The organism is Angustibacter sp. McL0619 (assembly GCF_049994355.1).
Classification (GTDB): Bacteria; Actinomycetota; Actinomycetes; order Actinomycetales; family Angustibacteraceae; genus Angustibacter.
This window is the reverse complement of record NZ_CP188257.1, coordinates 2,763,371-2,786,192: the sequence shown is the minus strand read 5'-3', so window position 1 is coordinate 2,786,192 and position 22,822 is coordinate 2,763,371. Positions and strand designations below refer to the sequence as shown.

General features: G+C 71.4%; 22 protein-coding genes. 15 read left to right on the top strand and 7 right to left on the bottom strand.

Features of this window, described 5'->3' with window-relative positions; all coding sequences use genetic code 11:
• Window positions 1–5 precede the first annotated feature (5 nt).
• Window positions 6–752 carry an alpha/beta hydrolase gene (locus tag ACPPVT_RS12860; RefSeq protein WP_426560822.1) on the bottom strand — a complete coding sequence of 249 codons (747 nt, stop codon included), beginning with the start codon at window positions 750–752 and terminating at the stop codon, window positions 6–8.
• Between the two features lie 124 nt (window positions 753–876).
• On the opposite strand from ACPPVT_RS12860, the gene ACPPVT_RS12855 reads away from it, so the two are divergent.
• Entirely contained in the window at window positions 877–1,734 is an 858-nt protein-coding gene (locus ACPPVT_RS12855) for a lysophospholipid acyltransferase family protein (RefSeq protein ID WP_426560820.1), read from the top strand.
• A 116-nt stretch (window positions 1,735–1,850) separates the two neighbouring features.
• Here ACPPVT_RS12855 and ACPPVT_RS12850 read toward each other — a convergent pair whose 3' ends face one another.
• On the bottom strand, window positions 1,851–2,669 hold the full coding sequence (locus ACPPVT_RS12850; protein WP_426560818.1) for a DUF1028 domain-containing protein: 819 nt from the start codon (window positions 2,667–2,669) through the stop codon (window positions 1,851–1,853).
• Between the two features lie 87 nt (window positions 2,670–2,756).
• On the opposite strand from ACPPVT_RS12850, the gene ACPPVT_RS12845 reads away from it, so the two are divergent.
• From ACPPVT_RS12845 to ACPPVT_RS12800, 10 genes are all read left to right on the top strand, one after another.
• Window positions 2,757–3,779 carry a 6-phosphofructokinase gene (locus ACPPVT_RS12845; protein WP_426560816.1) on the top strand — a complete coding sequence of 341 codons (1,023 nt, stop codon included), beginning with the start codon at window positions 2,757–2,759 and terminating at the stop codon, window positions 3,777–3,779.
• A gap of 129 nt (window positions 3,780–3,908) precedes the next feature.
• Complete coding sequence (locus tag ACPPVT_RS12840) at window positions 3,909–5,102, top strand: ROK family protein (RefSeq protein ID WP_426560814.1); 1,194 nt, start codon at window positions 3,909–3,911, stop codon at window positions 5,100–5,102.
• A complete protein-coding gene (locus ACPPVT_RS12835; RefSeq protein WP_426560812.1) occupies window positions 5,102–6,616 on the top strand; it encodes a sugar ABC transporter ATP-binding protein in 1,515 nt (504 codons plus the stop codon). The genes ACPPVT_RS12840 and ACPPVT_RS12835 overlap by 1 nt, the downstream gene beginning before the upstream one ends.
• Entirely contained in the window at window positions 6,613–7,662 is a 1,050-nt protein-coding gene (locus ACPPVT_RS12830; RefSeq protein ID WP_426560810.1) for an ABC transporter permease, read from the top strand. The genes ACPPVT_RS12835 and ACPPVT_RS12830 overlap by 4 nt, the downstream gene beginning before the upstream one ends.
• A gap of 94 nt (window positions 7,663–7,756) precedes the next feature.
• A complete protein-coding gene (locus ACPPVT_RS12825; RefSeq protein ID WP_426560808.1) occupies window positions 7,757–8,824 on the top strand; it encodes a substrate-binding domain-containing protein in 1,068 nt (355 codons plus the stop codon).
• A gap of 32 nt (window positions 8,825–8,856) precedes the next feature.
• The gene (locus tag ACPPVT_RS12820) at window positions 8,857–9,993 is read left to right on the top strand and encodes a Gfo/Idh/MocA family protein (protein WP_426567150.1); all 1,137 of its coding nucleotides are present in this window, start codon (window positions 8,857–8,859) and stop codon (window positions 9,991–9,993) included.
• Window positions 9,994–10,014: 21 nt separating this feature from the next.
• The gene (locus tag ACPPVT_RS12815) at window positions 10,015–11,022 is read left to right on the top strand and encodes a sugar phosphate isomerase/epimerase family protein (RefSeq protein WP_426560806.1); all 1,008 of its coding nucleotides are present in this window, start codon (window positions 10,015–10,017) and stop codon (window positions 11,020–11,022) included.
• A 130-nt stretch (window positions 11,023–11,152) separates the two neighbouring features.
• Window positions 11,153–12,502 (top strand): class II 3-deoxy-7-phosphoheptulonate synthase, encoded by a 1,350-nt coding sequence (locus ACPPVT_RS12810; protein WP_426567149.1) that lies wholly within the window; start codon window positions 11,153–11,155, stop codon window positions 12,500–12,502.
• Entirely contained in the window at window positions 12,502–13,548 is a 1,047-nt protein-coding gene (locus ACPPVT_RS12805) for a threonine aldolase family protein (protein WP_426560804.1), read from the top strand. Before ACPPVT_RS12810 ends, ACPPVT_RS12805 begins: the two co-directional genes overlap by 1 nt.
• 7 nt (window positions 13,549–13,555) lie before the next feature.
• Window positions 13,556–14,140, top strand: coding sequence for a molybdopterin-dependent oxidoreductase (locus ACPPVT_RS12800; RefSeq protein WP_426560802.1), 585 nt, complete (start codon window positions 13,556–13,558; stop codon window positions 14,138–14,140).
• Here the strand turns inward: ACPPVT_RS12800 and ACPPVT_RS12795 are convergent.
• The 3 genes from ACPPVT_RS12795 to ACPPVT_RS12785 all read right to left on the bottom strand — a co-directional run bounded on the left by ACPPVT_RS12795 (window position 14,049) and on the right by ACPPVT_RS12785 (window position 18,134).
• Entirely contained in the window at window positions 14,049–15,008 is a 960-nt protein-coding gene (locus ACPPVT_RS12795) for a DMT family transporter (protein WP_426560800.1), read from the bottom strand. The two genes, ACPPVT_RS12800 and ACPPVT_RS12795, sit on opposite strands and share 92 nt — an antisense overlap.
• Window positions 15,009–15,039: 31 nt before the next feature.
• Complete coding sequence (gene pknB / locus ACPPVT_RS12790) at window positions 15,040–16,932, bottom strand: Stk1 family PASTA domain-containing Ser/Thr kinase (RefSeq protein ID WP_426560798.1); 1,893 nt, start codon at window positions 16,930–16,932, stop codon at window positions 15,040–15,042.
• 116 nt (window positions 16,933–17,048) lie between these two features.
• Window positions 17,049–18,134, bottom strand: a complete 1,086-nt coding sequence (locus ACPPVT_RS12785; protein WP_426560796.1) for a LysM peptidoglycan-binding domain-containing protein — start codon at window positions 18,132–18,134, stop codon at window positions 17,049–17,051.
• Between the two features lie 203 nt (window positions 18,135–18,337).
• On the opposite strand from ACPPVT_RS12785, the gene ACPPVT_RS12780 reads away from it, so the two are divergent.
• From ACPPVT_RS12780 to ACPPVT_RS12770, 3 genes are read left to right on the top strand one after another with little or no spacing between them, the layout of a single operon-like run.
• Window positions 18,338–18,694 carry an Rv2175c family DNA-binding protein gene (locus tag ACPPVT_RS12780; protein ID WP_426560794.1) on the top strand — a complete coding sequence of 119 codons (357 nt, stop codon included), beginning with the start codon at window positions 18,338–18,340 and terminating at the stop codon, window positions 18,692–18,694.
• A 7-nt stretch (window positions 18,695–18,701) separates the two neighbouring features.
• A complete protein-coding gene (locus ACPPVT_RS12775; RefSeq protein ID WP_426560792.1) occupies window positions 18,702–19,031 on the top strand; it encodes a lycopene cyclase domain-containing protein in 330 nt (109 codons plus the stop codon).
• Window positions 19,028–19,438: a lycopene cyclase domain-containing protein gene (locus ACPPVT_RS12770; protein WP_426560790.1), complete on the top strand. Its 411-nt coding sequence runs from the start codon at window positions 19,028–19,030 to the stop codon at window positions 19,436–19,438. Before ACPPVT_RS12775 ends, ACPPVT_RS12770 begins: the two co-directional genes overlap by 4 nt.
• On the opposite strand, the gene ACPPVT_RS12765 is transcribed toward ACPPVT_RS12770, so the two are convergent.
• A complete protein-coding gene (locus tag ACPPVT_RS12765) occupies window positions 19,367–20,314 on the bottom strand; it encodes a phytoene/squalene synthase family protein (RefSeq protein WP_426560788.1) in 948 nt (315 codons plus the stop codon). The genes ACPPVT_RS12770 and ACPPVT_RS12765 overlap by 72 nt on opposite strands.
• Before the next feature lie 167 nt (window positions 20,315–20,481).
• Between ACPPVT_RS12765 and ACPPVT_RS12760 the strand changes: the two genes are divergently transcribed.
• On the top strand, window positions 20,482–21,327 hold the full coding sequence (locus tag ACPPVT_RS12760) for a DUF559 domain-containing protein (protein WP_426560786.1): 846 nt from the start codon (window positions 20,482–20,484) through the stop codon (window positions 21,325–21,327).
• Here the strand turns inward: ACPPVT_RS12760 and crtI are convergent.
• A complete protein-coding gene (gene crtI / locus ACPPVT_RS12755) occupies window positions 21,303–22,817 on the bottom strand; it encodes a phytoene desaturase family protein (RefSeq protein ID WP_426567148.1) in 1,515 nt (504 codons plus the stop codon). The genes ACPPVT_RS12760 and crtI overlap by 25 nt on opposite strands.
• Window positions 22,818–22,822: the final 5 nt, after the last annotated feature.

The following is a 22,822-nucleotide window of genomic DNA, read 5'->3' as shown; positions in this document are numbered from 1 at the left end:
CGGACTCACCCGGTCACTCGACGGATGAACGCGATGGACTCGCTCTCGATGACCTCGGCGTCGTGGTCGAGAGTCGCCACGTGGTAGCTGCGCTCCAGCACGATCTCGGTGACGTCCTTGCTGGAGACCCGGGACAGGATGACCTGCGAGCTCTTCGCTGGAACGACGTGGTCCTCGGCAGAGCGCAGCAGCAGGAGCGGCTGGGTGACCTGCGGGAGGTCCCGGACGATGTCCGGCCACGCCTTGACGAAGGAGTGCAGGGCCTTGAGCGGCGTGCGGTCGTAGGCCACCTCGGTGCGGTCCGGCGCCGCGATGTCGCTGGAGATCCCGGCCAGCGAGGGCACCAGGTGCTTGACCACCGGCAGCGCCGCCAGTCGCGGGTCACCGAGCGTCACGCACGGGTTCACCAGCACGAGCCCGGCGACGTTCGCGGAGTGCCGCTCGGCGATCCGCGCGGCCAGCGCGCCACCCATCGACAGCCCGGCGACAAAGACCCGGTCGCAGCGCTGCACCAGCTCGCCGAAGGCCCGCTCGGCCTCGGCCAGCCAGTCGTCCCACTGGGTGCGGTTCAACTCCTGCCATGTGGTGCCGTGACCGGGCAGCCGAGGCAGCCGCACGGTCAGGTCCTCGGCGGCCAGCCGCTCCGCCCACGGGCGCAGGCTCTGCGGGCTGCCGGTGAAGCCATGGCAGAGCAGCACGCCGGTGTCGCCGCCGTCGTAGGCGAACGGCTCGGCGCCGGGCATCACTGGCACCCAGGACTCCTTCGGCTGGTCGGGTGGTCTCGGTTGGGGCATCGTTCCACGCGGCCGAGTTTCGGTCGAGAGGTGCCACTAGAGTTCATAGGACAGGATCACACGTCGGAGCGAGGGAGGTGCGGTGTTCTACTGGCTGATGAAGACCGTCGTCCTCGGTCCTATCCTGCGCCTGATCTTCCGGCCGTGGGTAACGGGGGTGGACAACGTCCCCACCGAGGGTCCGGCGATCCTGGCCAGCAACCACCTGTCCTTCTCGGACTCGATCTTCCTGCCGCTGCTGCTGGACCGGAAGGTCACCTTCCTGGCGAAGGCCGACTACTTCACCGGGCGCGGGGCCAAGGGTCGCGCGACCGCCCTGTTCTTCCGCCTCGCCGACCAGCTGCCGATCGACCGGGGCGGCGGGCGGGCCAGCGAGGCCGCGCTCAACACCGGCATGCGCGTGCTGACGAAGGGTGACCTGCTCGGCATCTACCCCGAAGGCACCCGCTCGCCGGACGGCCGGCTCTACCGCGGCAAGACCGGCGTCGCACGGATGGCCCTGGAGGGCGGGGTCCCAGTGCTGCCGGTCGTCATGGTCGGCACGGACAAGGCCCAGCCGATCGGCCACAAGCTGCCCAAGATCACCCGCATCGGCGTGCGCATCGGCGCACCGCTCGACTTCTCCCGGTACGAGGGGATGGAGGGCGACCGGTTCGTCCTGCGCTCCATCACCGACGAGATCATGTACGAGCTGATGCAGCTGTCCGGGCAGGAGTACGTGGACGTCTATGCGGCGTCCATGAAGGAGCGGCTCGCCGCGGCCAAGCGCGGCCGGACCGTCTCGCTGCCGGGTGACCCCGAGGACGAGGGCGAGGGCCCCGGCGCCGAGCCCGAGCTCCCTGCGGACGTCGACCTGAGTGCTGTCGAGGACCCGACGGCGGACATCGGCCCGGCGGATGCGCGCGACGACCCCGAGCCGCCCGCACGCGCCGCCGGCTGACCCAGCCTGGCCATGCTCAACGTGGCAACGGCGTCGACTGCTCACCGTGGCAACTGCGTGCGCCCTGGTGAACGCGGTTGCCACGTTGTTCGTGAGCAGGCAAGGGCGTAGCGAGCTCAGGTCCGGCCGAGGCGTAGCTGCTCGAGCACGACGGGGTCGATCGACCCGGGCCGCAGCCGCATCTCGAAGTTGGCCGAGCTGGCCCAGGTGTCGAGCAGCGCGTCCAGGTCCGGACCCTCGTGGCCGAGCCGGGCGAGCAGCTCGCGCACCTCGTCGGCGACGGCGCCCTGCAAGGGCAGCAGCCCTTCGGCGGACGGCTCACCGAAGTAGAGGTCGTGCAGCTCGGTCAGCCGGCGCAGCTCGGGCACCGGCTGGTCGTGGTCGTCCACTCGCAGGTCGTACTCCACGTCGTCCCCGCCGTACCCCGCCCCCGGCCGGGCCACCAGGAGGGCCGCGCTCTGCCGGCCGCGCCGGTCGCCGCCGGCCTGGTCCCCAGCGCCCAGCGCCGCAAGCAGCCGATACGCGAGCGGCTGTCCGGTGGACGACGTCCAGGCCTGCTCCATCGCGGTGACCACCTGCTCGCCGACCAGGATGTTGCCCTGGATCGCGTAGTCGTCCCCGGCGACCCCGCCGGCCCAGGCGTGGCACTCACTGCCGGTGAACGTGCAGCCGCCGGAGGCGGAGACGATGCCGAGCTGGCGGTGCATCTGGCCCTCGTCGGCGGTGGTCAGCAGCATGGCCGCGGCCGCGCTGGACGACCCTTCTGCCAGATGCCCCAAGCCATCCGGCCGGTACGAGAGGTTGGCGTAGGCCTGCGTGGCGATGGCGCCCAGCGCTGCGCGGACGGCGGGCACGGCCGAACCGACGGCCAAGAACTTGCTGGCCACGGCCACGCCGTACGCGTCGCCGTCCCGGCCCACGATCGAGAACGTCATGGGCAGACCCTAGCTCCGCGAGGGCGGCCCGTCCGATGGGTGAGCCGGCCGTCGCCGTGCGACGGGCCGCGCCGCTAGGGTCGCCGCATGCGAATCGGAGTCCTCACCGGCGGCGGCGACTGCCCCGGTCTCAACGCTGTCATCCGCGCCGTCGTCCGCAAGGGCACCGGTCTCGGCCACGAGTTCGTCGGCTTCAAGGACGGCTGGCGCGGTCCTATCGAGGGGAGCACGCGCTCGCTGACCACCGACGACGTCGAGGACGTGCTCGCCCGGGGCGGGACGATCCTCGGATCCTCGCGGACCAACCCGTACAAGGTCGACGGCGCGGTGGACCGGATCCGCGAGAACCTCGCCGCGGCCGCGATCGACGCCCTGATCGCGATCGGCGGCGAGGACACCCTCGGTGTGGCGAAGCGGCTGACCGACGACGGGATCGGTGTCGTCGGCGTGCCGAAGACGATCGACAACGACCTGGGCGCGACGGACTACACGTTCGGCTTCGACACCGCGGTCGCCATCGCGACCGAGGCCATCGACCGGCTGCGGACCACCGCCGAGTCGCACCACCGCGCGCTGGTCGTCGAGGTGATGGGCCGCCACGCAGGGTGGATCGCGCTGCACTCCGGCCTGGCCGGTGGAGCGGACGGCATCCTGATCCCTGAGGTGCCGTTCGACCCGGGCACGGTGTGCGGGTGGGTTCAGTCGAGGTTCGCGGAAGGGCGCTCGGCGCTGATCGTGGTCGCCGAGGGAGCCATGCCCGAGGACGGCGCGGAGGTGCTTTCGACCGGTGAGGTCGATGCGTTCGGGCACGTCCGGCTGGGCGGCGTCGGCACCTGGCTGGCCGGTGAGATCGAGCGGGTGACCGAACGCGAGACGCGGGCCGTCGTCCTGGGGCACGTCCAGCGCGGTGGCACGCCGACGTCGTACGACCGGGTGCTGTCGACCCGGTTCGGGCTCGAGGCGATCGCGGCGGCCCACGACGGCGACTTCGGGGTGATGGTGGCGCTTCGCGGCACCGACATCGTGCGGGTGCCGTTGTCCGAGGCGACGGCAGAGCTGAAGACGGTCCCCCCGGAGCGCTACCGCGAGGCCGAGGTCTTCTTCGGCTGAGCCCCGGCTCCAGCGTCTTTGACCCACCCGGGCCAGTACTTCTGCTGATTTCGGCGAAAGGTATTGCCCCGCGCGGTCAAAGCGCTCTATGGTCCTCCCGATCGGCCGTCATGGCCCGAAGGGACGACGATGACCCTGCAGCGCCCGGAGAACCGCCACCAGGTGGCGCTGCTGCGCCGGCTGCGTGACGACGGGCCGCGCTCGCGGGCCGAGCTCGGCGACGGCATCGAGCTGTCGCGCTCGAAGCTGGCAGCAGAGGTCGACCGGCTCATCGAGCTCGGCCTGGTCGAGGCGACCGGCCTGGCCGCGTCCCGCGGCGGACGGCGTTCCACCGCACTGGCGCTGAGCTCGCGAACCCGGCTGCTCGGCGTCGACATCGGGGCCACGTCGGTGGACGTCGCGCTGGCCGACGCCGAGCTGAACGTCCTGGCCCACGTCAGCGAGGACGTCGAGGTGCGCCTCGGGCCGGAGGTGGTCATCGACCGCGCTCTGGACCTGGCCCGCAAGCTGCTCGCCGACGAGCCCGGCACGGTCTTGGCGGGAGTCGGCGTCGGCGTCCCGGGCCCGGTCAACTTCGACCGCGGCGAGCCCGTCTCCCCGCCGATCATGCCGGGCTGGAACGGGTACCCGGTCCGCGAGCGCTTCGCCACCGCGCTCGGTTGCCCGGCGATCGTCGACAACGACGTCAACATCATGGCTCTGGGCGAGAAGCACGCCGGGATCGCCAGGCGCGCCAACGACTTCCTCTTCGTCAAGATCGGCACCGGCATCGGCTGCGGGGTGGTGATCCGCGACCAGGTCTACCGCGGCGTGAACGGCTCGGCCGGCGACATCGGCCACATCCAGGTGGACGACGACGGCCCGGTCTGCACCTGTGGAAACGTCGGCTGCTTGGAGGCGTACTTCGGTGGGGCGGCACTGCGCCGAGACGCGCTGGCCGCCGCGCGCTCGGGCCGTTCGGCGTTCCTCTCCGAACGGCTAGCGCAGGTCGGCACGCTCATCGCCGCGGACGTCGGCGCGGCGGCGGAGGCCGGAGACCCGTACGCCGTGACCATGGTGCGTGACGGCGGGCGAGTGCTCGGCGAGGTTCTGGCCGGGCTGGTGAGCTTCCTCAACCCCGGGCTCGTCGTGCTCGGCGGTGGAGTCAGCCAGATCGGGCACGAGCTGCTGGCCCAGGTGCGCAGCGTGGTCTACCAGCGCTCGCTCCCGCTGGCCACTGGCAACCTGCCGATCGTGATGTCCGAGCTGGGTGACGAGGCCGGCGTGATCGGGGCGGCCCGGATGATCAGCGACCAGATCTACTCGACGCCCGGCGGCCGCTGATGGACGACGTCGCCCAGGCGGAGCCGCTGCTGCGGATGCGCGACATCATCAAGGAGTTCCCCGGCGTGCGCGCTCTGGACGGCGTCGACCTGGACGTCGAGGCGGGGGAGGTGCACTGCCTGCTCGGCCAGAACGGTGCCGGCAAGTCGACCCTGATCAAGGTCCTCGCCGGTGCGCACCGCCCGGATGCCGGCGAGATCGTCTGGCGCGGCGCGCCCACCACGCTGGCCTCGCCGCACGCCGCGGACGCGGTCGGCATCGCCACCATCTACCAGGAGCTCGACCTGGTGCCCGGCCTGACCGTCGCGGAGAACATCGTGCTCGGCCACGAGCGCTCGCGCTTCGGTTTCAGTCGCCCCGCGGACGCCGAGCGGCTGGCCCGGGGGCTGCTGGACCGCCTTGGCCACCCGGAGATCTCGCCCCGCCGCGAGCTGGGCCGGCTGTCCGCCGCCGGCCAGCAGATCGTCAGCATGGCGCGCGCGCTGTCCCGCGACGCCCGGCTGATCGTGATGGACGAGCCATCCGCCGTGCTGGACCCGGAAGAGGTACGCGGGCTGTTCGACGTCATCCGCGGGCTCAAGGCCGACGGGGTCGCGGTGGTCTACATCTCGCACCGGCTGGAGGAGATCCGCGAGATCGGTGACCGGGTGACGGTGCTCAAGGACGGCCGGACCGTGGCCCAGAACCTGGCCGCCCGGACCACGCCGACGTCCGAGGTGATCCGGCTGATGACCGGCCGCAGCATCGAGTACGTGTTCCCGCCGCGCGACGGCGAGGTCGGCGAGGTGGTACTGCAGGTGGAGGGGTTGTCCCGCCCGCGCGAGTTCGACGACGTCACCTTCTCGGTGCGCGCCGGCGAGGTGGTCGGCATCGCCGGGCTGGTCGGCTCCGGGCGCTCGGAGGTGCTGGAGACCGTGTTCGGTGCTCGCCGAGCCTCGCGTGGCACGGTGCAGGTCGACGGACGACGGCTGCCCGGCGGGTCCGTGCACGCCGCGGTCCGCGCGGGGCTGGGCCTGTGCCCGGAGGAGCGCAAGTCGCAGGGTCTGCTGATGGCGGAGCCGGTGTACCGCAACGTATCCCTGGCCAGCATGCGCCGGTTCGCCCGCGCGTCGTTCGTCCGCGAGCGGGCCGAGATCGCCGCCGCCCGCGAGGTCGTCGAGCAGCTCGACGTCCGACCCGGGGACCCCAAGCGGCCGGTGCGGACGCTGTCCGGCGGGAACCAGCAGAAGGTCGTGCTGGGGCGTTGGTTGCTGCGCGGCTGCCGGGTCCTGCTGCTGGACGAGCCGACCCGCGGCGTCGACGTCGGGGCACGCACCGAGATCTACCAGCTGATCCATCGACTCGCCGCCGACGGCGTAGCCGTCGTCCTGGTGTCAAGCGAGGTGCCGGAGGTGCTCGGGCTCAGCCACCGCGTACTCGTGCTGCGCGAGGGTCGGGTGGTGCACGAGGCACCGGCCGGAGAGCTGGACGAGAGCAAGGTCCTGGACCTCGTCATGGAAGGGAGCGCAGCATGAGCGAGGCGCCCAGCACCTCGGCGCACGTACCCGACGCGGACGAGCGGACCCGCGTCGAACGCGTCGCCCGGGAGGCCGGACAACCGGCGTCCCGCTGGTCGCGGCTGATGGACAGCAGCGTGGGTCGCAACCTCGGTCTGGTGGGCGTCCTGGTGATCCTGTGCATCATCGGCGTGATCACCGCGGACACCTTCGCCACCCGGTCCAACGTGCTGACCATCCTCACCTCGTCCTCGGTGATCGGGGTGATCACGGTCGGTGCCACCTTCGTGATCATCGGCGGCGGCATCGACCTGTCCGTCGGCAAGGTGATGGCGCTGGCCTCGGTCTGGGCCACCACGGCGCAGACCCAGTCCTACGGCCCGTGGGTCATGGTCGGCTGCGCGGTGCTGGTCGGCATGGGGTGCGGCCTGGTCAACGGGTTGCTGATCGCCTACGGGCGGGTAGTGCCGTTCATCGCCACGCTGGCCATGCTGATCACCGCCCAGGGCCTGGCCGAGCGGATCTCCGGAAAGCAGAGCCAGATCGTCACCCAGCCCGCGATCAACGACATCGCGACGACTCGCTGGTTCGGCGTCCCGGTGCTGGTTTACATCTTCGCCGCGGTCGTCGTGGTCGGCTGGGTGGTGCTGAACCGGACGACGTTCGGCCGGCGCACCTTCGCCATTGGCGGGAACTCCGAGGCGGCCCGGCTGGCCGGCGTCAACGTGCAGCGGCACACCGCGGCGCTGTACGTGGTGTCCGGCCTGTGCGCCGGCATCGCGGCCATCATGATCTCCGCGCTGACCACGACCGGCTCGAGCACCCACGGAACGCTGTACGAGCTGGACGCGATCGCCGCCGTCATCATCGGCGGCACCCTGCTCACCGGGGGCAAGGGAACCCTCGTCGGCTCGATCCTCGGCGTCCTGGTCTTCACCACGATCACCAACCTGTTCGTCCTCAACAACCTCGCCACCGAGGTACAGAACATCGCCAAGGGCGCGATCATCATCGCCGCGGTGCTCTTCCAGTCCCGTGCCCAGCGGGCGTCGTCCGTCACCTGACCCAGACCCCATCACCCAACCGGCCCGGCGGCCCCGCCTCGGCCCTACCCAGCCACACCCTCTCGCACAGCCCCTCTCGAACAAGGAGCGTGTCATGACCGAACCGCAGCTCTCGCCGTCCTCCCTCGGACGCCGTGGCTTCCTCCTGGGCGGCGGCGCCCTGTCCGTGGCCGCCCTCGCCGCCTGCACCAGCAACTCCAAGGACGATGAAGCCAGCTCGGCGAACGTCGCGGTGGCCGCGGGGGACAACGCGGCCAAGGGCAAGCAGGTCACCATCGGCTTCTCGGCACCGGCGGCCGACCACGGCTGGATCGCGGCCATCGCGAACAACGCCAAGGCCCAGGCCGCGCAGTACGAGGACGTCACTTTCGAGCCGGTGAACCCGACCAACGACATCGCCCAGCAGATCGCGGCGGTGGAGACGCTGATCAACAAGAAGGTCAGCGTCATCGTCATGCTGCCGAACGACGGGAAGCAGCTCACGGCGACGGCTCTCAAGGCCACCGCCGCGGGAATCCCGGTGATCAACCTGGACCGCATCTTCGACACCCCGCTGGCTTACCGGACCTGGATCGGCGGCGACAACTACGGGATGGGTGTCAGCGCCGGCAACTACATCGGCGCCGCGCTGAAGGCCAAGGGCGTCTCCAGCCCGATCATCGCGGAGATCGCCGGGATCGACAGCCTGCCGCTGACCCAGCAGCGCAGCCAGGGTTTCAAGGACGCCCTGAAGACCTTCGGGTTCGCGGTCGGCCCGCGTCAGGCGGCCGACTTCACCGCGGCCGGCGGCCAGCGGGTGGCAGCCAACCTGCTGCAGGCCGCACCGAAGCTGGACGCGATGTGGAACCACGACGACGACCAGGGCATCGGGGTGCTGGCCGCCATCAAGCAGGCCAACCGGTCCGAGTTCTTCATGGTCGGCGGCGCAGGTTCCGCCAACGCGATGCGGGACATCAAGGCAGACAACACGGTGCTCAAGGCGACGGTGACGTACAGCCCGTCGATGGCCTCCAGCGCCATCTCGTTGGCCCGTCTGGTCGCCCAGGCGAAGGGCATGTCGGACCTCGTCGAGAAGGAGGTCCCGTCGTCCATCACGCTCAGCTCGGCGACCATCACCAAGGCGAACGTCGACACGTACATGTCGCTGGGCTTCGAGTCGTGAGCCCGTCGGGGGAGGGGTCCCTCGGCGTCGGCATGGTCGGCTACGCCTTCATGGGTGCGGCGCACTCGCAGGCCTGGCGCAATGCCGGGGCGTTCTTCGACCTGCCGGTGCAGCCGAGGATGAACGTGCTCTCGGGTCGCAACACCGCGGCGGCCGGCGAGGTGGCCCAGCGGTTCGGCTGGGGGGACGTCGTGAGTGACTGGAAGGAGCTGCTCACCCGGGACGACGTCCAGCTGGTCGACGTCTGCACGCCGGGCGACACCCACGCCGAGATCTCGATCGCGGCGCTGGAGTCCGGGCGGCACGTGCTCTGCGAGAAGCCGTTGGCCAACTCGGTGGCCGAGGCCGAGGCGATGGTCGCCGCTGCCGAACAGGCTGCGGCGAAAGGCATCCGGTCGATGGTCGGCTTCACCTACCGGCGGGTGCCAGCCATCGCGCTGGCTCGCCAGCTGGTCCAGCAGGGGCGGATCGGCACGATCCGCCACGTGCGGGCGCAGTACCTGCAGGACTGGCTGGCCGACCCGGCCACGCCGCTGTCCTGGCGGCTGCAGCGTGAGCGCGCCGGTTCCGGCGCGCTCGGTGACATCGGCGCCCATATCGTCGACCTCGTGCAGTACGTCACTGGTCGGCGGATCGCCTCGGTCACCGCGGCGACGCAGACCTTCGTGCACGAGCGGCCACTGCCGGTCGAGGAGGGCAAGCTCGGTGGTCGCGGCGGCGAGCAGACCGGTCAGGTCACCGTGGACGACACAGCGGCGTTCCTGGCTCGGCTGGACGGCGGGGTGCTCGGGGTCTTCGAGGCGACGCGCTTCGCGACCGGGCGCAAGAACGCGATCCGCCTCGAGGTCAACGGCAGCGACGGCAGCATCGCCTTCGACTTCGAGTCGATGAACGAGCTGTCCTACTACGACGCCCTCGACGGCTCGCAGACGGCCGGGTTCCGGCGGATCCTGGTCACCGAGCCCGAGCACCCGTACGTCGGTGGCTGGTGGCCGGCCGGACACCTGCTCGGCTACGAGCACGCGTTCACCCACCAGGTCGTCGACCTGGTGGGTGACCTGGCCGCCGGCCGTGACCCCGCACCGTCCTTCGCGGACGGGCTGCAGGTGCAGCGGGTGCTGGCGGCGGTGGAGGGCTCCGCCGAGTCCGGTACCTGGCAGCACGTCTGAGTCGATTCGAGAGGCAATGACATGGCACGACCGATCACATTGTTCACCGGCCAGTGGGCCGACCTGCCGTTCGAGGAGGTCGCCCGGCTGGCCGGCGAGTGGGGCTACGACGGCCTCGAGGTGGCCTGCTGGGGCGACCACCTGGACGTCGTCCGGGCCGCCGAGGACGACGCGTACGTCCGTAGCCGGCACGACATCCTGGACCAGCACGGGCTGAAGGTCTTCGCGATCTCCAACCACCTGTCCGGTCAGGCCGTCTGCGACGACCCGATCGACGAGCGGCACCGCGGCATCCTGTCCGACCGCGTCTGGGGCGACGGCGACCCCGAGGGGGTGCGCCGGCGAGCGGCGCAGGAGATGAAGGCGACCGCCCACGCGGCGCGCGCGCTGGGCGTCGACACGGTGGTCGGGTTCACCGGTTCGAGCATCTGGAAGACCGTGGCGATGTTCCCGCCCGTGCCGCAGGCCATGGTGGACGCCGGCTATGCGGACTTCGCGGACCGCTGGAACCCGATCCTGGACGTCTTCGACGAGGTGGGGGTGCGGTTCGCCCACGAGGTGCACCCGTCCGAGATCGCCTACGACTACTGGACGGCGGTCGCCACCCTGGAGGCGATCAACCATCGCCCGGCGTTCGGGCTGAACTGGGACCCCAGCCACTTCGTCTGGCAGGACCTGGACCCGGTCGGCTTCCTGTGGGACTTCCGGGACCGGATCTACCACGTGGACTGCAAGGACGCGAAGCGCCAGACCGGCAACGGCCGCAACGGGCGGATGGGGTCGCACCTGGCCTGGGCGGACCCCCGCCGGGGCTGGGACTTCGTGTCCACCGGGCACGGCGACGTGCCGTGGGAGGCGTGCTTCCGGATGCTGAACACGATCGGGTACGACGGCCCGATCTCGGTGGAGTGGGAGGACGCGGGGATGGACCGTCTGGTCGGTGCCCCGGAGGCGCTCGAGTTCGTGAGGGGGTTGGCGTTCGACCCGCCGCAGGCGAGCTTCGACGCGGCGTTCAGCAGCCGGGACTGAGCGCTCAGTATCTGGACCGCGCGCAGGGGGTGCGGTGCAGGGTCATACCCTGGCAGGCGTGAGTCTCGACAGCCTGCCCACAGAGCCATCCGCGACCTCGGTCACGTCCGCGTCACCGGCCGCCGCGCCGATGGACGAGCGTGCCCGCCTGGTCCTCGACGGCCTGGACGCCTGGCGTGGCCTGCCGGCGGCGCAGCAGCCGGACTGGGACGACCCGGCGGCGGTGCAGCGTGCGGTGACGACGTTGAAGGCGAGCCCGCCGCTGGTGTTCGCCGGTGAGTGCGACGACCTGCAGGCGCGGCTGGCCGCGGCCGCCCGCGGCGAGGCGTTCGTGCTGCAGGGCGGGGACTGCGCCGAGACCTTCACCGGGACCAACGCCGACGACATCAAGGACCGGATCAAGACGATCCTGCAGATGGCCGTCGTGCTCACCTACGGGGCCAGCACGCCGGTGGTCAAGCTCGGCCGGATGGCCGGCCAGTTCGCCAAGCCGCGCAGCAACAACCTGGAGACCCGCGGGGACGTCACGCTGCCGGCCTACCGGGGTGACGCCATCAACGACTACGCCTTCACCCCCGAGGCCCGCCGGCACGACCCGGCCCGGCTGGTGCAGGCGTACCACGCGAGCAGCGCCACGCTGAACCTGATCCGGGCCTTCACCATGGGCGGGTTCGCCGACCTGCGCCAGGTGCACGACTGGAACCGCGGCTTCGTCGGCAACACCGCGAAGGCGCGCTACGAGAACATGGCCCGCGACATCGACAAGGCGATGAAGTTCATGGCCGCCTGCGGCGCCGACTTCGACGCGCTGCGCACCGTCGCGTTCTACGCCAGCCACGAGGCGTTGATCCTGGAGTACGAGCGCGCCCTGACCCGCATCGACTCGCGCACCGGTGACCCGTACGACGTCTCCGGCCACTTCGTGTGGATCGGGGAGCGCACCCGCCAGCTGGACGGCGCGCACGTCGACCTGCTGTCCCGGGTGCGCAACCCGATCGGCGTCAAGCTCGGGCCGACCACGTCGACGGACGACGTCCTGGAGCTGATCGACAAGCTGGACCCCGATCGCGAGCCCGGCCGACTCACCTTCATCAGCCGGATGGGCGCCGGCCGGATCCGGGACGCCCTACCGCCCTTGGTGGAAGCGGTCGCCGAGGCCGAGGGCCAGGTGCTCTGGATCAGCGATCCGATGCACGGCAACGGTTTCGAGTCGCCGACCGGGTACAAGACCCGCCAGTTCGACGACATCATCGACGAGCTGCGCGGCTTCTTCGAGGTGCACAAGGCGCTCGGCACGGTGCCCGGCGGCGTGCACCTGGAGCTCACCGGCTCGGACGTCACCGAGTGCCTGGGTGGCTACGAGCGGATCGACGAGGAGGCGCTGGCCACCCGCTACGAGTCGGTCTGCGACCCTCGGCTGAACCACCAGCAGAGCCTCGAGGTGGCCTTCCTGGTGGCCGAGATGCTGGCCGCACGCTGATGGCCGCACCCGCAGTGGTCGACCTGCGCAGCGACACCGTCACCCGCCCGGTGCCCGCCATGCGCGCCGCGATGGCCGAGGCCGAGGTCGGTGACGACGTCTACGGCGAGGACCCGACGGTCACCCGGCTCGAGCAGCAGGTGGCCGAGCTGCTCGGTCACCGGGCCGGGCTGTTCACCCCCACCGGGTCGCTGGCCAACCAGCTCGGGTTGCGCATGCTGGTGCCGCCGGGTCAGGAGCTGCTCTGCGACGTCACGGCGCATGTGGCCCGGGCCGAGCTGGGCGCCGCAGCCGTGTTCAGCGGCATCACGACCCGTACCTGGAGCAGCGACCGTGGCCGGCTGGACGCCGCCGTGCCACTGGCCATGATGACGCCCGACGCCGGCCCGTACTTCGTCTCGACGGCCGCCATCGCGGTCGAGAACACCCACAACCTCGGCGGTGGCACCGTGCAAGAGCTGGACCAGGCTCGGATGCTGCGGGCCGGGGTCGAGGGCACCGGCGTGCGGCTGCACCTGGACGGCGCGCGGCTGTGGAACGCGCACGTCGCCACCGGCGAACCGTTGCACGAGTGGGGCCAGCTGTTCGACACCGTGTCGGTCTGCCTCAGCAAGGGGCTCGGGGCCCCCGCAGGGTCGGTGCTGGTCGGGGACGACGAGCTGATAGCCCAGGCGAGGGTGTGGCGCAAGCGCTACGGCGCAGGCATGCGACAGGTCGGCGTGCTCGCCGCGGCCGGCTTGTACGCGTTGGACCACCACGTCCAGCGGCTCGCCGACGACCACGCGCACGCGGCGCTGATCGCCAAGGCGTGCGCGGCGGCCGCCCCTGGGGTCGTGGACGTCGACGACGTCCGCACGAACATCGTCGTCCTCGATCTGTCCGGCACGTCCCGCACGTCAGCCGAGGTGGTCGCCGCAGCGGCGACCCGCGGGGTCCGGGTCTCCGCGTTCGGCCCGTCGTTCGTCCGGCTGGTCACCCACCTCGAGGTCGACGGGGCCGGCGCCCAGCTCGCCGGGGACGTGCTGGCGAGCGCGCTGAACGGGTGAGCCCGCGGTGAGTGTCGCGAACCAGCAGGTGCTGCCGCCGGGGCAGCGGCTCGCCAACGGCTGGCCCGAGCTGCACTACGGCCGGGTACCGGCGGACCGGGTGGACCGCTGGAGCCTGACGGTCACCGGCTCGACCGAGAGCGGTCACGACCACGAGCTGAACCGGGAGGCGTTCGCCGCGCTGCCGCGCACCACGAGCCGCGGCGACCTGCACTGCGTGACCCGCTGGACCGTGCCGGACAACCTCTGGCTCGGGGTCGCTGCGCGCACGATCCTCGACCTGTTCCCGCCGGCGGCCGATGCCGAGTTCGCGATGGTCTGGGCCGAGTACGGCTACTCCGCGAACCTTCGGCTGTCAGACCTCGCCTCGCCCCGCTCGGTGCTCGCCACCCACCGCGACGGCGAGCCGCTGAGCCTCGAGCACGGGTGGCCGGTGCGGCTGGTGGTGCCGCACCTGTACGCCTACAAGGGCCCCAAGTGGCTGCGCGGGATCGAGTACCTCACCCAGCCGGGTCGGGGCTTCTGGGAGCAGCGCGGCTACCACGCAGTCGGCGACGCGTGGCGCGAGGAGCGCTGGGCCTACCAGGAGTGAGCTCGACGACGTACATCGCAGCGAGCACCAGCAGCCCGCCGACCAGCATCCGCGCGGTGAGCTGCTCTCCGCCGAGGAGCACTGCGAAAAGCGCCGCGAAGACGGGCTCCAGGGTCATGATCACCGCCGCCCGGGTGGCCGGCAGGTGCGCCTGCGCCCAGGTCTGCGCGATCAGCGTGAACGCACCGGCCACGATGGCGGTGTAGAACACGGCCGCCCAGGCCCCGGCGGTGGACGGGAGCTCGATCCCGTGCGGCAGGGCCGAGATGGTGCACAACCCGGCGATGGCGACCATCTGGATCGTGGCCAGCCCGAGGGCCTCCTGAGCCCCGGACCAGAGGCCGAGCGCCACGATGTGCAAGGCGTACAGGAACGCCGAACCGAGCACCAGCAGCTCGCCGGTGCCGACCGCGAACCCGTTCAGCGCCAGCACCCCCAGCCCTGCCGTGGAAAGCCCGACCGCGAACCAGGTGCTGGCGGGCGCGCGCTGCCCGAGCAGCACCGCACCCAGCACGGGCGTCAGGACGACGTACATGCCGGTCACGAAGCCGCTGACCGCGGCGCTGGTGTGCGCGAGACCGAACGTCTGCAGCACCTGCGCCAGCCCGTAGACGGCGCCGAGGGCGAGCCCCCGCAGGGCGCTGCGCCGGCTCAGCCGGCGCAGCGGGCGCCAGAACACCGGGACCATCACGGCGGCGGCGACCAGGAAGCGCAGCGCCAGGAAGTCGGGCACCGGCAGGGTGCGCACGACGTCCTTGATGATGATGAACGTGCTGCCCCACACCGCGGTGACCAGCACCAGCAGCCCGGCGGCTGCGGTCGTCGTCCGCCGCGTTCCCGAGTCCGGGAGGACCAGGCCCTCGCTCACGGCAGCACCCCGGACGAGCGGCTCGGCCCGCTCACACCACGGTCAGCCGGATGGTCGACCCCTTGGGGGCCTGCTGCCCGGCACCCGGGTTCTGGGAGCGGACGGTGCCGAAGAAGCCGCCGAGGATCTTGTGCACCTCGACCTGGAAGCCAGCCTTCTGCAGCTCACGTGCGGCGTCCTCCAGCTGCCTGCCAACCACCCGCGGCACGTCGACGAGCTGGGGTCCCTTCGACACGACCAGGGTCACCTGCTGGCCCTTGTACGCAGTGCCGGCACCCGGCTTCTGGCTGATCACGAGCCCCTTGGCGACCGTGTCGTCGAACGCCTGGCTGGCCTTGACCTTCAGTCCCGAGGACGTCAGCGCCTGGGTGGCATCGGAAGCCGGCTTGCCGACCCAGCTGGCCACCGCCACCGGCTCGGGGCCCTTGCTGACCACCAGGTCGACCGAGGTCCGGGCGCGCAGCTCGGTGCCCGCGGGTTGCGACGCCGAGATCACCGAGCCCTCGGGGACGCCGGTGTCGAAGGCGCGGGTGACCTTGCCGACCTTGAGGCTGGCGTCGGCCAGCGCCCCGCGGGCCGCGTCCTCGCTGGTCCCGACGAGCTTGGGCACCGCGTGCCGCTCAGGCCCCTGTGAGACGACCAGGGTGACGGTGCCGTTCTTGCGGACCCGCTGACCCTCGCCCGGGTCGCTGGACACGACCGAGCCGACCGGCACGCGCTCGCTGTAGCCCTGGGTCAGGCGGGCCGAGAGGCCGTGCCGGCTCAGCGACGCCTGAGCCTCCGCCTGCGTGCTGCCGACGACCTTGGGCACGTCCTCGTACGCCCCCGGCCCGGCACCGAGGTACCAGCCACCGGCGCCGAGCAGCACAGCCAGGAGCAGCACGACGAGGGCGGACGTCCGACCCCGGTGCCTGCGTCGCGGACGCGCGTCCGCGACGACGGGCTCGGCCGGCGAGCGACGCAGGGCCACCGTCCTGCCGTGCGGGTCGTCGTGCGGCTCGGGCGGCAGGGCGACGACCAGGGCCTGCGGGGCGGTGGTCGCCGCCGGCGTGGGCTCGGCGTCCAACGCCTCCTGCGGCAGCCGCCGGCGCGTCTCCCGCACGACCATGAGGAGCTCGCGGGCGTCCGCGGGACGGTCGTCGGGGTTGCGCGCGGCGGCCAGCAGAACGAGGTCGTCCAGCGCGGGGTCGAGGTTGTCGATCCGGGTGGACGGCGCCGGGACCCTGCTGGACACGTGCTGGAGTGCGACCTGAACCGCCGTGTCCCCGACGAACGGCTTGCCGCCGGTGAGCAGCTCGAAGAGCACGACGCCGGCCGCGTAGACGTCGCTGCGGGCATCCGCGACGCCCCGCTCCACCTGCTCCGGCGCGAGGTAGGAGACGGTGCCCAGCAGCAGACCGGTCTGGCTGTGCGCCGTGCCGGCGTCGACCGCGCGGGCCAGCCCGAAGTCGGCGACCTTGACCCGGCCGTCGTCCGCGATCAGCACGTTCTCGGGCTTGACGTCGCGGTGCACGATGCCCGCCCGGTGTGCGGCGGCGAGGGCCTCGAGGACGGGTTCCATCAGGTCGAACGCCTCGCCGGCGCTGAGCGGGCCGCGCTCGCGCATCAGGTCGCGCAGCGTGCGGCCGGGCACGTACTCCATCGCGAGGAACACGATGTCGCCGTCCGTGCCCTGGTCGAAGACCTGGACGATGCCGTGGTGGTTCAGCCGGGCCGCTGAGCGGGCCTCACGGGTGAACCGGCGGACGAAGTCCTCGTCGTCGACGAGCGCGGGGCTCATCACCTTGACCGCGACCTCGCGGTCGAGGCGCTCGTCCAGGGCGAGGTAGACGGTGGCCATCCCGCCCTTGGCGATGCGCGAGCGCACCGCGTATCGCCCGTCGAGCAACTGCCCGACGAGCGGATCGGCGACCGAGACGTCCATCGCTCAGGAGTCTACGGTCGTCACGGCGCACGATCGGGGAGGTGAAGCCCTCGTCGAGCACGGCACCGGCGGCCTCGGGTGACCTGGGTCACGCATGCGGACGGGTTTCGGTCGGGTCAGCCGAAGCGCTTGGCGAGCGCATTGATGCTGCGCACGTACGCCTTGGTGTCGGCGAACATGCCGTTGTGCTGGACCGACGACAGGCCCTGGTAGTAGCCCGCAACCGCCTGGTTGGGGGTGGCCGCGGACCGGGTCAGGGCTCGCAGGATGGCCACGCCGGCCGTGATGTTGTCCTGGGTGTTCAGCAGGTTGAGCCGTCGGCCGACCAGCTCGCTCGCCCAGCGTCCCGAGGACGGGATCACCTGCATGGTGCCGATCGCGTTGGCCACCGAGACCTGGCGCTGGTTCCAGCCGGACTCCTGCCAGGAGACGGCGAGCGCGAGCGCGGGGTCGACCCCGTAGCGCTGCGCGGTCCGCACGATCATCCGCCGCGTGGCGTCCTTGCCGGGGACGGCGCGGCTGGCCAGGTGGTGCCGGTTCGCGGCGGCCGCGCGCACTACGGCGCTGGAGTAGGTGCGGCCCGCGAAGCTGTTCGCCGAGCTGGTGACAGCACGGCGCGGCACCTTGAGCCCCTGGCCGGGATGGATGACCGTGCTGACCCGCAGGTGGTTGAGCTTGAGGACGGTGGCCAGCGTGGTGCCGGACTTCGCGGCGATGGCGCTCAGCGTGTCACCGCTGCGCACCGTGTACGTCGTGAACCGCAGCGCGGCGGCCTTCGCGGCGGCGGCCTTGGCCTGGGCGCGGACGGCGGCGAGCGGGACCCGCAGGTGCTGGCCCGGGTAGATGCGGCCACGGGCATCCAGGTGGTTCAGCTTGAGCACGGTGCCGGGGGGGACCCTGTAGCGCAGCGCGATCTGGCCGACGGTGTCCCCGGAGCGCACCACGTAGGTGCCGAGGGCGGGCGCCGCCGGTCGGTGGGCGACCGCTCGGCCGGGCACCTTGAGCCGGGTGCCGATCCTGATCAGGTGGCCACCGCCGTCCAGGTGGTTCGTCCGGATCAGCGTGCGCACGTCCGTATGGTGACGGCTCGCGATGTCCCACAGCGTGTCACCCTGGCGGACCGTGTAGCTGGACCAGTGGGTGGTGCCGGCGCCGAGCAGGAAGGGCGCGGTGGCCAGGGCGGCGGTGATGATGGGCGGCATGTGAGGTCTCCTCGATCTCGTCCACTGCCGATCGCTCGCGGCGGGACCCTGGCCAGTTACCAGGGAGTCCCAAGTGACGGATGTGACTAGCGATACAGATGGAAGGTACACGAATTCCGTTGTGCGAGAGGACTTACACCGGTGTAATTCGTCGAATCGGGTGAGAGTTCCTGCGGTGTCACCGGTCATGGCAGGCTGTGCCCGTGAACGAACTCGACGCCCTGGTGGCTGACTGGCTCACCCTTCCGGACGTGGCCGACCAGCTCGGCACCGATGTCGGGAAGGTGCGGCGGATGGTGCAGGACGGGCAGCTGCTCGCCGTCCGCCGCGGCGAGCGGAACATCCTGTCGGTGCCGGCGCTGCTGCTCGGGTCCGAGGGCCTGATGCCGGAGCTGCCGGGTACGGTCAGCGTGCTGGCCGATGCAGGCTACGACGAGCAGGAGGCGCTGCGCTGGCTGTTCACCCCGGACGACAGCCTCGTCGGCGGCAGCCCGATCGGTGCCCTGCACGCTGGGCACAAGACCGAGGTGCGTCGCCGGGCGCAGGCGCTCGCGATCTGAGGTCCCGGTGCGCCAGCTGTCGTACCTGGGCATGCTGCTGTTCTGCCTGCTGGGCACCCTTCCGCTCGAGCTGTACCTGAAGGTCGGCGTGTACCGGCGATGGCGGCGGCTCGGGCTCACCTTGCTCGGCGTCGTGCCGCTGTTCCTGGTCTGGGACCTGTACGCGGTCCACCGGGGTCATTGGACCTTCGACCCCGCGCAGGTGCTGGACGTCCGATTGCCCGGTGGCCTGCCCCTGGAGGAGGTCGCCTTCTTCGTGGTGGTGCCGATCGCGGCGGTGCTCACCCTGGAGGCCGTGCGACAGGTGCGCGGCTGGACGGTCGGTGACGAGCAGTGAGCTACACCGGGCTGTGCCTGCTGGCGCTGGCGGTCTCGGTGCTGCTCGACGTCGTGGTGCTGCGCACCTGGTTGGTGTCCCGCAAGGCGTTCTGGGTGTCCTACGCGATCATGGTGTTCTTCCAGCTGCTGACGAACGGCTGGCTGACCGGGCGCGGCGTGGTCCGGTACGACCCAGCGGCAGTCCTGGGCGGCGGCGACGCGGTGGCGTTCGGCCACTGGCGAGTGCTCTACGCACCGGTCGAGGACCTGGCGTTCGGCTTCGCGCTGATCCTGCAGACGTTGTCCTGGTGGGTGTTCTGGGGACGGCGCGGGGTGCAGCGGCGCCCGCCGCGCTCAGCCAGGGGTGGCCGAGTGCCAGCTCGCAGCCTCGCGCCGGGCGAGGACGGCACGGCCGAGCGCGGGTAGCGCGACCGCCGCCCGGGTGCGGTCCGGCACGCTGACCCGGCGGGTGAGCACCTGGTAGTCGGCCTTCTCGACCTCGTCCAGGATCCCGCGGTACAACGTGATGGCGGTCGCGAGGCAGGGGCGGCTCTCGGGCCGGACCAGCGCCACGCCCTGCTGCGCGAACGCGAAGGTCTCGCGGGCTCGGCGGATCTCGAGCTGCAGCAGACTGCGCACGGCAGGGGTGATCTGACCGTTGGCCAGGTCCTCGGGCGTCACCCCGCACTGCGCAAGGTCCTGCATCGGCAGGTACACGCGGCCCCGTTGCAGGTCCTCGCCGACGTCCCGGATGAAGTTCGCCAGCTGGAACGCCTCGCCGAGCGCGATGGCGTGCTCCCTGGCGGCGGGGTGGATCGGGCCGAGCAGTGGCAGCATCATCAGCCCGATCACCGCGGCCGAACCCCACATGTAGCCGCGCAGGTCCTCGAACGTCTCGTACCGGGTGGTGTCGATGTCCTGGCGCATGGCGGTCAGGAAGTCCGCGAACAGCGACAGGTCGAGGTCGAACTGGGCCACGGTGTGCGCGGTCGCGGTCACGACCGGGTCGACTGCGCTAGTGATGCCCGTGCCTTTGCCGAGGACGAGCATGGCCGACTCGCCCCAGGCCACGAGGCCTTCGGGGTCCGGGTGCTCGAGGTCGTCGACGAACTCGTCGGCCTTGCGGCTGAAGGCATAGAGCGCGAACACGTGCGGACGACGGTCCTGGGGGAGCAGCAGCGAAGACAGGTAGTACGTCTTGCCGTGCAGCGCGTTCACCTGCCGGCACTGCTCGTAGGCCGCCCTGAGCCTCGGGTCATGGATGCCGGCCGCGTCTAGGCACCGGTCGAACCAGCCCTTCATCGAACCCTCCGCGGCGTTCCCGTACCGAAGATGGCGGGGATCCCCACCGGGACGCCGAAATGTCCCGGTATTCGAGCCTGCGGCGGTGACTTCGTGCCACCTTCGGTACGCGCGCTGCCTGTGGACAGCCGCCGACGCGCAGGTTGCAGATCCGCCAGCCTGGACGGGTGGATCCGTTGACGTCGTTGGCCTCGCAGGGCGGGGCCGCCCGGTGGGAGGAGCTGCGGGCGCGTGGTGTGCGGCGCAGGGACCTGGTCGCTGCGTGCACGGCCGGGCAGGTCACCAGACTGGCTCGCGGAGCCTACTGCCTGGCCGGGTCGGAGCTGCATGACATGAGCCGGGCGGTGCAGCACAAGGCGGTCCTGAGCTGCGCGAGCGCCGCCCGGCACCACGGGCTCGAAGTGTTCGGTACCACTGGGCTGCACCTGGCGACGACGAGTGAACGCCACATCGTGGCCCGGGGTGTCACAGTCCATCGGCGCTCGGTGGAGCGTGACGACAGGGCCACCCGGCTGCACCAGACGCTGTACGACTGCGCGAGGTGCCTCCCGGTGGAGCAGGCGGTTTCCGTGCTGGACAGTGCCATCCGACTCGGGCGGGTGGACCCCCACGAGCTCACCTCGCTGGTTCCGGCGCGAGGTCGAGATGTGGCCAGAGCGACCGCGGCCGTGCGGATGGTGGATCCGCAGGCGCAGTCGGTGCTGGAGAGTGCGGCCCGGGTGCTCTTCCTCAGCAACGGGCTCGGGCCGGTCGAGAGCCAGGTGCCGGTGGACCGCGTCGGCTGGGTTGACCTCGTGCTGCAGGGCTGGCTGGTCGTCGAGGTCGACGGCTACGCCGTGCACCGCGAGCGGTTCGAGGAGGACCGCCGCCGCGACGCCGAGCTCGTCCGGCAGGGTTACGTCGTGCTGCGGTTCACCTATCGGGACGTCCACCGGCGACCGCAGTGGGTGCTCGACGTCGTCCGGGACACCCTGCGCCGCGGAGCCGGTCATCGTCGCGCCCGGGACCGATAGCTCGGGTCGACGCCCAGCACCCGTTCTGCCGCAAGGCGTCCGGACACGAGCACCATCGGCACGCCGACCCCCGGCTGGGTGCCGGAGCCGGTGAACACGACGTTCTCGCCCCAGATGTTGCGCGGCCGGAACGGCCCGGTCTGCAGGAACGTGTGCGCTGCGGCGAAGGGGGCGCCACGCTCCATTCCCCGCGCCGCCCAGTCCAGCGGCGTCGTGACGTCCTCGACCTCGATCGCGTCGGCGAAGCCGGGATAGCCACGCTGCTCCAGGGTCGAGAGCACATGTTCGCGGTAGCGCGGCGCGAGCGTGCGCCAGTCCAGTCCGGAGTCGAGGTTCGGCACGGGGAACAGCGTGTAGTAGATCTCGCGGCCCGCCGGCGCCAGTGCGGGATCGGAGCGGGTCGGGTTCGTGACCAGCACCGACGGGTCGCTCATCAGCCTCCCGGACGCGAGCTCGTCGAAGGTCTCGCGCCAGGCGCGGCCGAAGTGGATCGTGTGGTGCGCCCCGGTGTCGTAGCGCTTGCGTGACCCGGCCAGCAGCAGGAAGCACGAGGGGGAGTAGCGCAGCCGCCGCACCGACCAGGGGCTGCGGCCCAACAGCTCACGCTGCGCCACCGGCAGGTCCGGGTTCAACACGACGGCGTCCGCAGCGACCCGCTCACCGTCCACGGTGTGCACCGCCACCGCCCGCCCGCCGTGGTGCTCGACCCGGGAAACTGTTGTGCCGTAACGGAACTCGACCCCGTGCTTCTCGGCCGCCGCCGCCATGGCGCACGGAACCGCGTGCATACCGCCCTTGGGGAAGAACACCCCGCCCACCGAGTCCATGTACGCGATCACCGCGTAGATGGCCAGCGCGTCGTACGGCGACAGTCCCGCGTACATGGCCTGGAAGCTGAACAGCCGCTGGGTGCGCGGGTCCTTCAGGTACTGGGCCACCTTCGGCGCCAGCCGCCGGAACGCGCCGATCCCGGCCAACCGAGCCAGGTTCGGGGTGAGCAGGTCCAGCGGAGAGTCGATGTTGCGGTCGATGAAGTCGCTCATCTCGTACCGGTACAGCGTGGACACGAAGTCCACGTAGCGCTCGTAGCCGGCCGCCTCGGCCGGACCGCAGACCTCGCGCAGCTCGGCCGCCATCGCCGCCGGGTCGGCGAGCACATCGATCCGCGAACCGTCGGCGTGGAAGCTGCGGTACAGCGGGGTGACCGGCTCCAGGTCCAGCCAGTCGGACATCGACTCACCCACGCAGTCGAAGCAGTCGGCGATCAGGTCCGGCATGGTCAACACGGTCGGGCCGTTGTCGATCCGGTACGTGCCGGCGCCGTCCGGGGCTGCCAGCTCGACCAGCCCGGCCCGGCCGCCGGGCCGGGGCTCCCGTTCGAGCACGGTGACCCGCCGGCCGGCGCCGGCCAGCCGCATGGCCGCCGACAGTCCGGCCAGCCCGGCCCCGACCACCACTACGTGGTCGGTCGCTCCGGTGACGGTGCGCAGGCTCA

Bases quoted from the DNA above. Each gene is read 5' to 3' on its own strand.
- ACPPVT_RS12850 (WP_426560818.1), bottom strand. From the start codon at position 2,669: ATGACGTTCTCGATCGTGGGCCGGGACGGCGACGCGTACGGCGTGGCC.
- ACPPVT_RS12845 (WP_426560816.1), top strand. From the start codon at position 2,757: ATGCGAATCGGAGTCCTCACCGGCGGCGGCGACTGCCCCGGTCTCAAC.
- ACPPVT_RS12840 (WP_426560814.1), top strand. From the start codon at position 3,909: ATGACCCTGCAGCGCCCGGAGAACCGCCACCAGGTGGCGCTGCTGCGC.
- ACPPVT_RS12835 (WP_426560812.1), top strand. From the start codon at position 5,102: ATGGACGACGTCGCCCAGGCGGAGCCGCTGCTGCGGATGCGCGACATC.
- ACPPVT_RS12830 (WP_426560810.1), top strand. From the start codon at position 6,613: ATGAGCGAGGCGCCCAGCACCTCGGCGCACGTACCCGACGCGGACGAG.
- ACPPVT_RS12825 (WP_426560808.1), top strand. From the start codon at position 7,757: ATGACCGAACCGCAGCTCTCGCCGTCCTCCCTCGGACGCCGTGGCTTC.
- ACPPVT_RS12820 (WP_426567150.1), top strand. From the start codon at position 8,857: ATGGTCGGCTACGCCTTCATGGGTGCGGCGCACTCGCAGGCCTGGCGC.
- ACPPVT_RS12815 (WP_426560806.1), top strand. From the start codon at position 10,015: ATGGCACGACCGATCACATTGTTCACCGGCCAGTGGGCCGACCTGCCG.
- ACPPVT_RS12810 (WP_426567149.1), top strand. From the start codon at position 11,153: ATGGACGAGCGTGCCCGCCTGGTCCTCGACGGCCTGGACGCCTGGCGT.
- ACPPVT_RS12805 (WP_426560804.1), top strand. From the start codon at position 12,502: ATGGCCGCACCCGCAGTGGTCGACCTGCGCAGCGACACCGTCACCCGC.
- pknB (WP_426560798.1), bottom strand. From the start codon at position 16,932: ATGGACGTCTCGGTCGCCGATCCGCTCGTCGGGCAGTTGCTCGACGGG.
- ACPPVT_RS12785 (WP_426560796.1), bottom strand. From the start codon at position 18,134: ATGCCGCCCATCATCACCGCCGCCCTGGCCACCGCGCCCTTCCTGCTC.
- ACPPVT_RS12765 (WP_426560788.1), bottom strand. From the start codon at position 20,314: ATGAAGGGCTGGTTCGACCGGTGCCTAGACGCGGCCGGCATCCATGAC.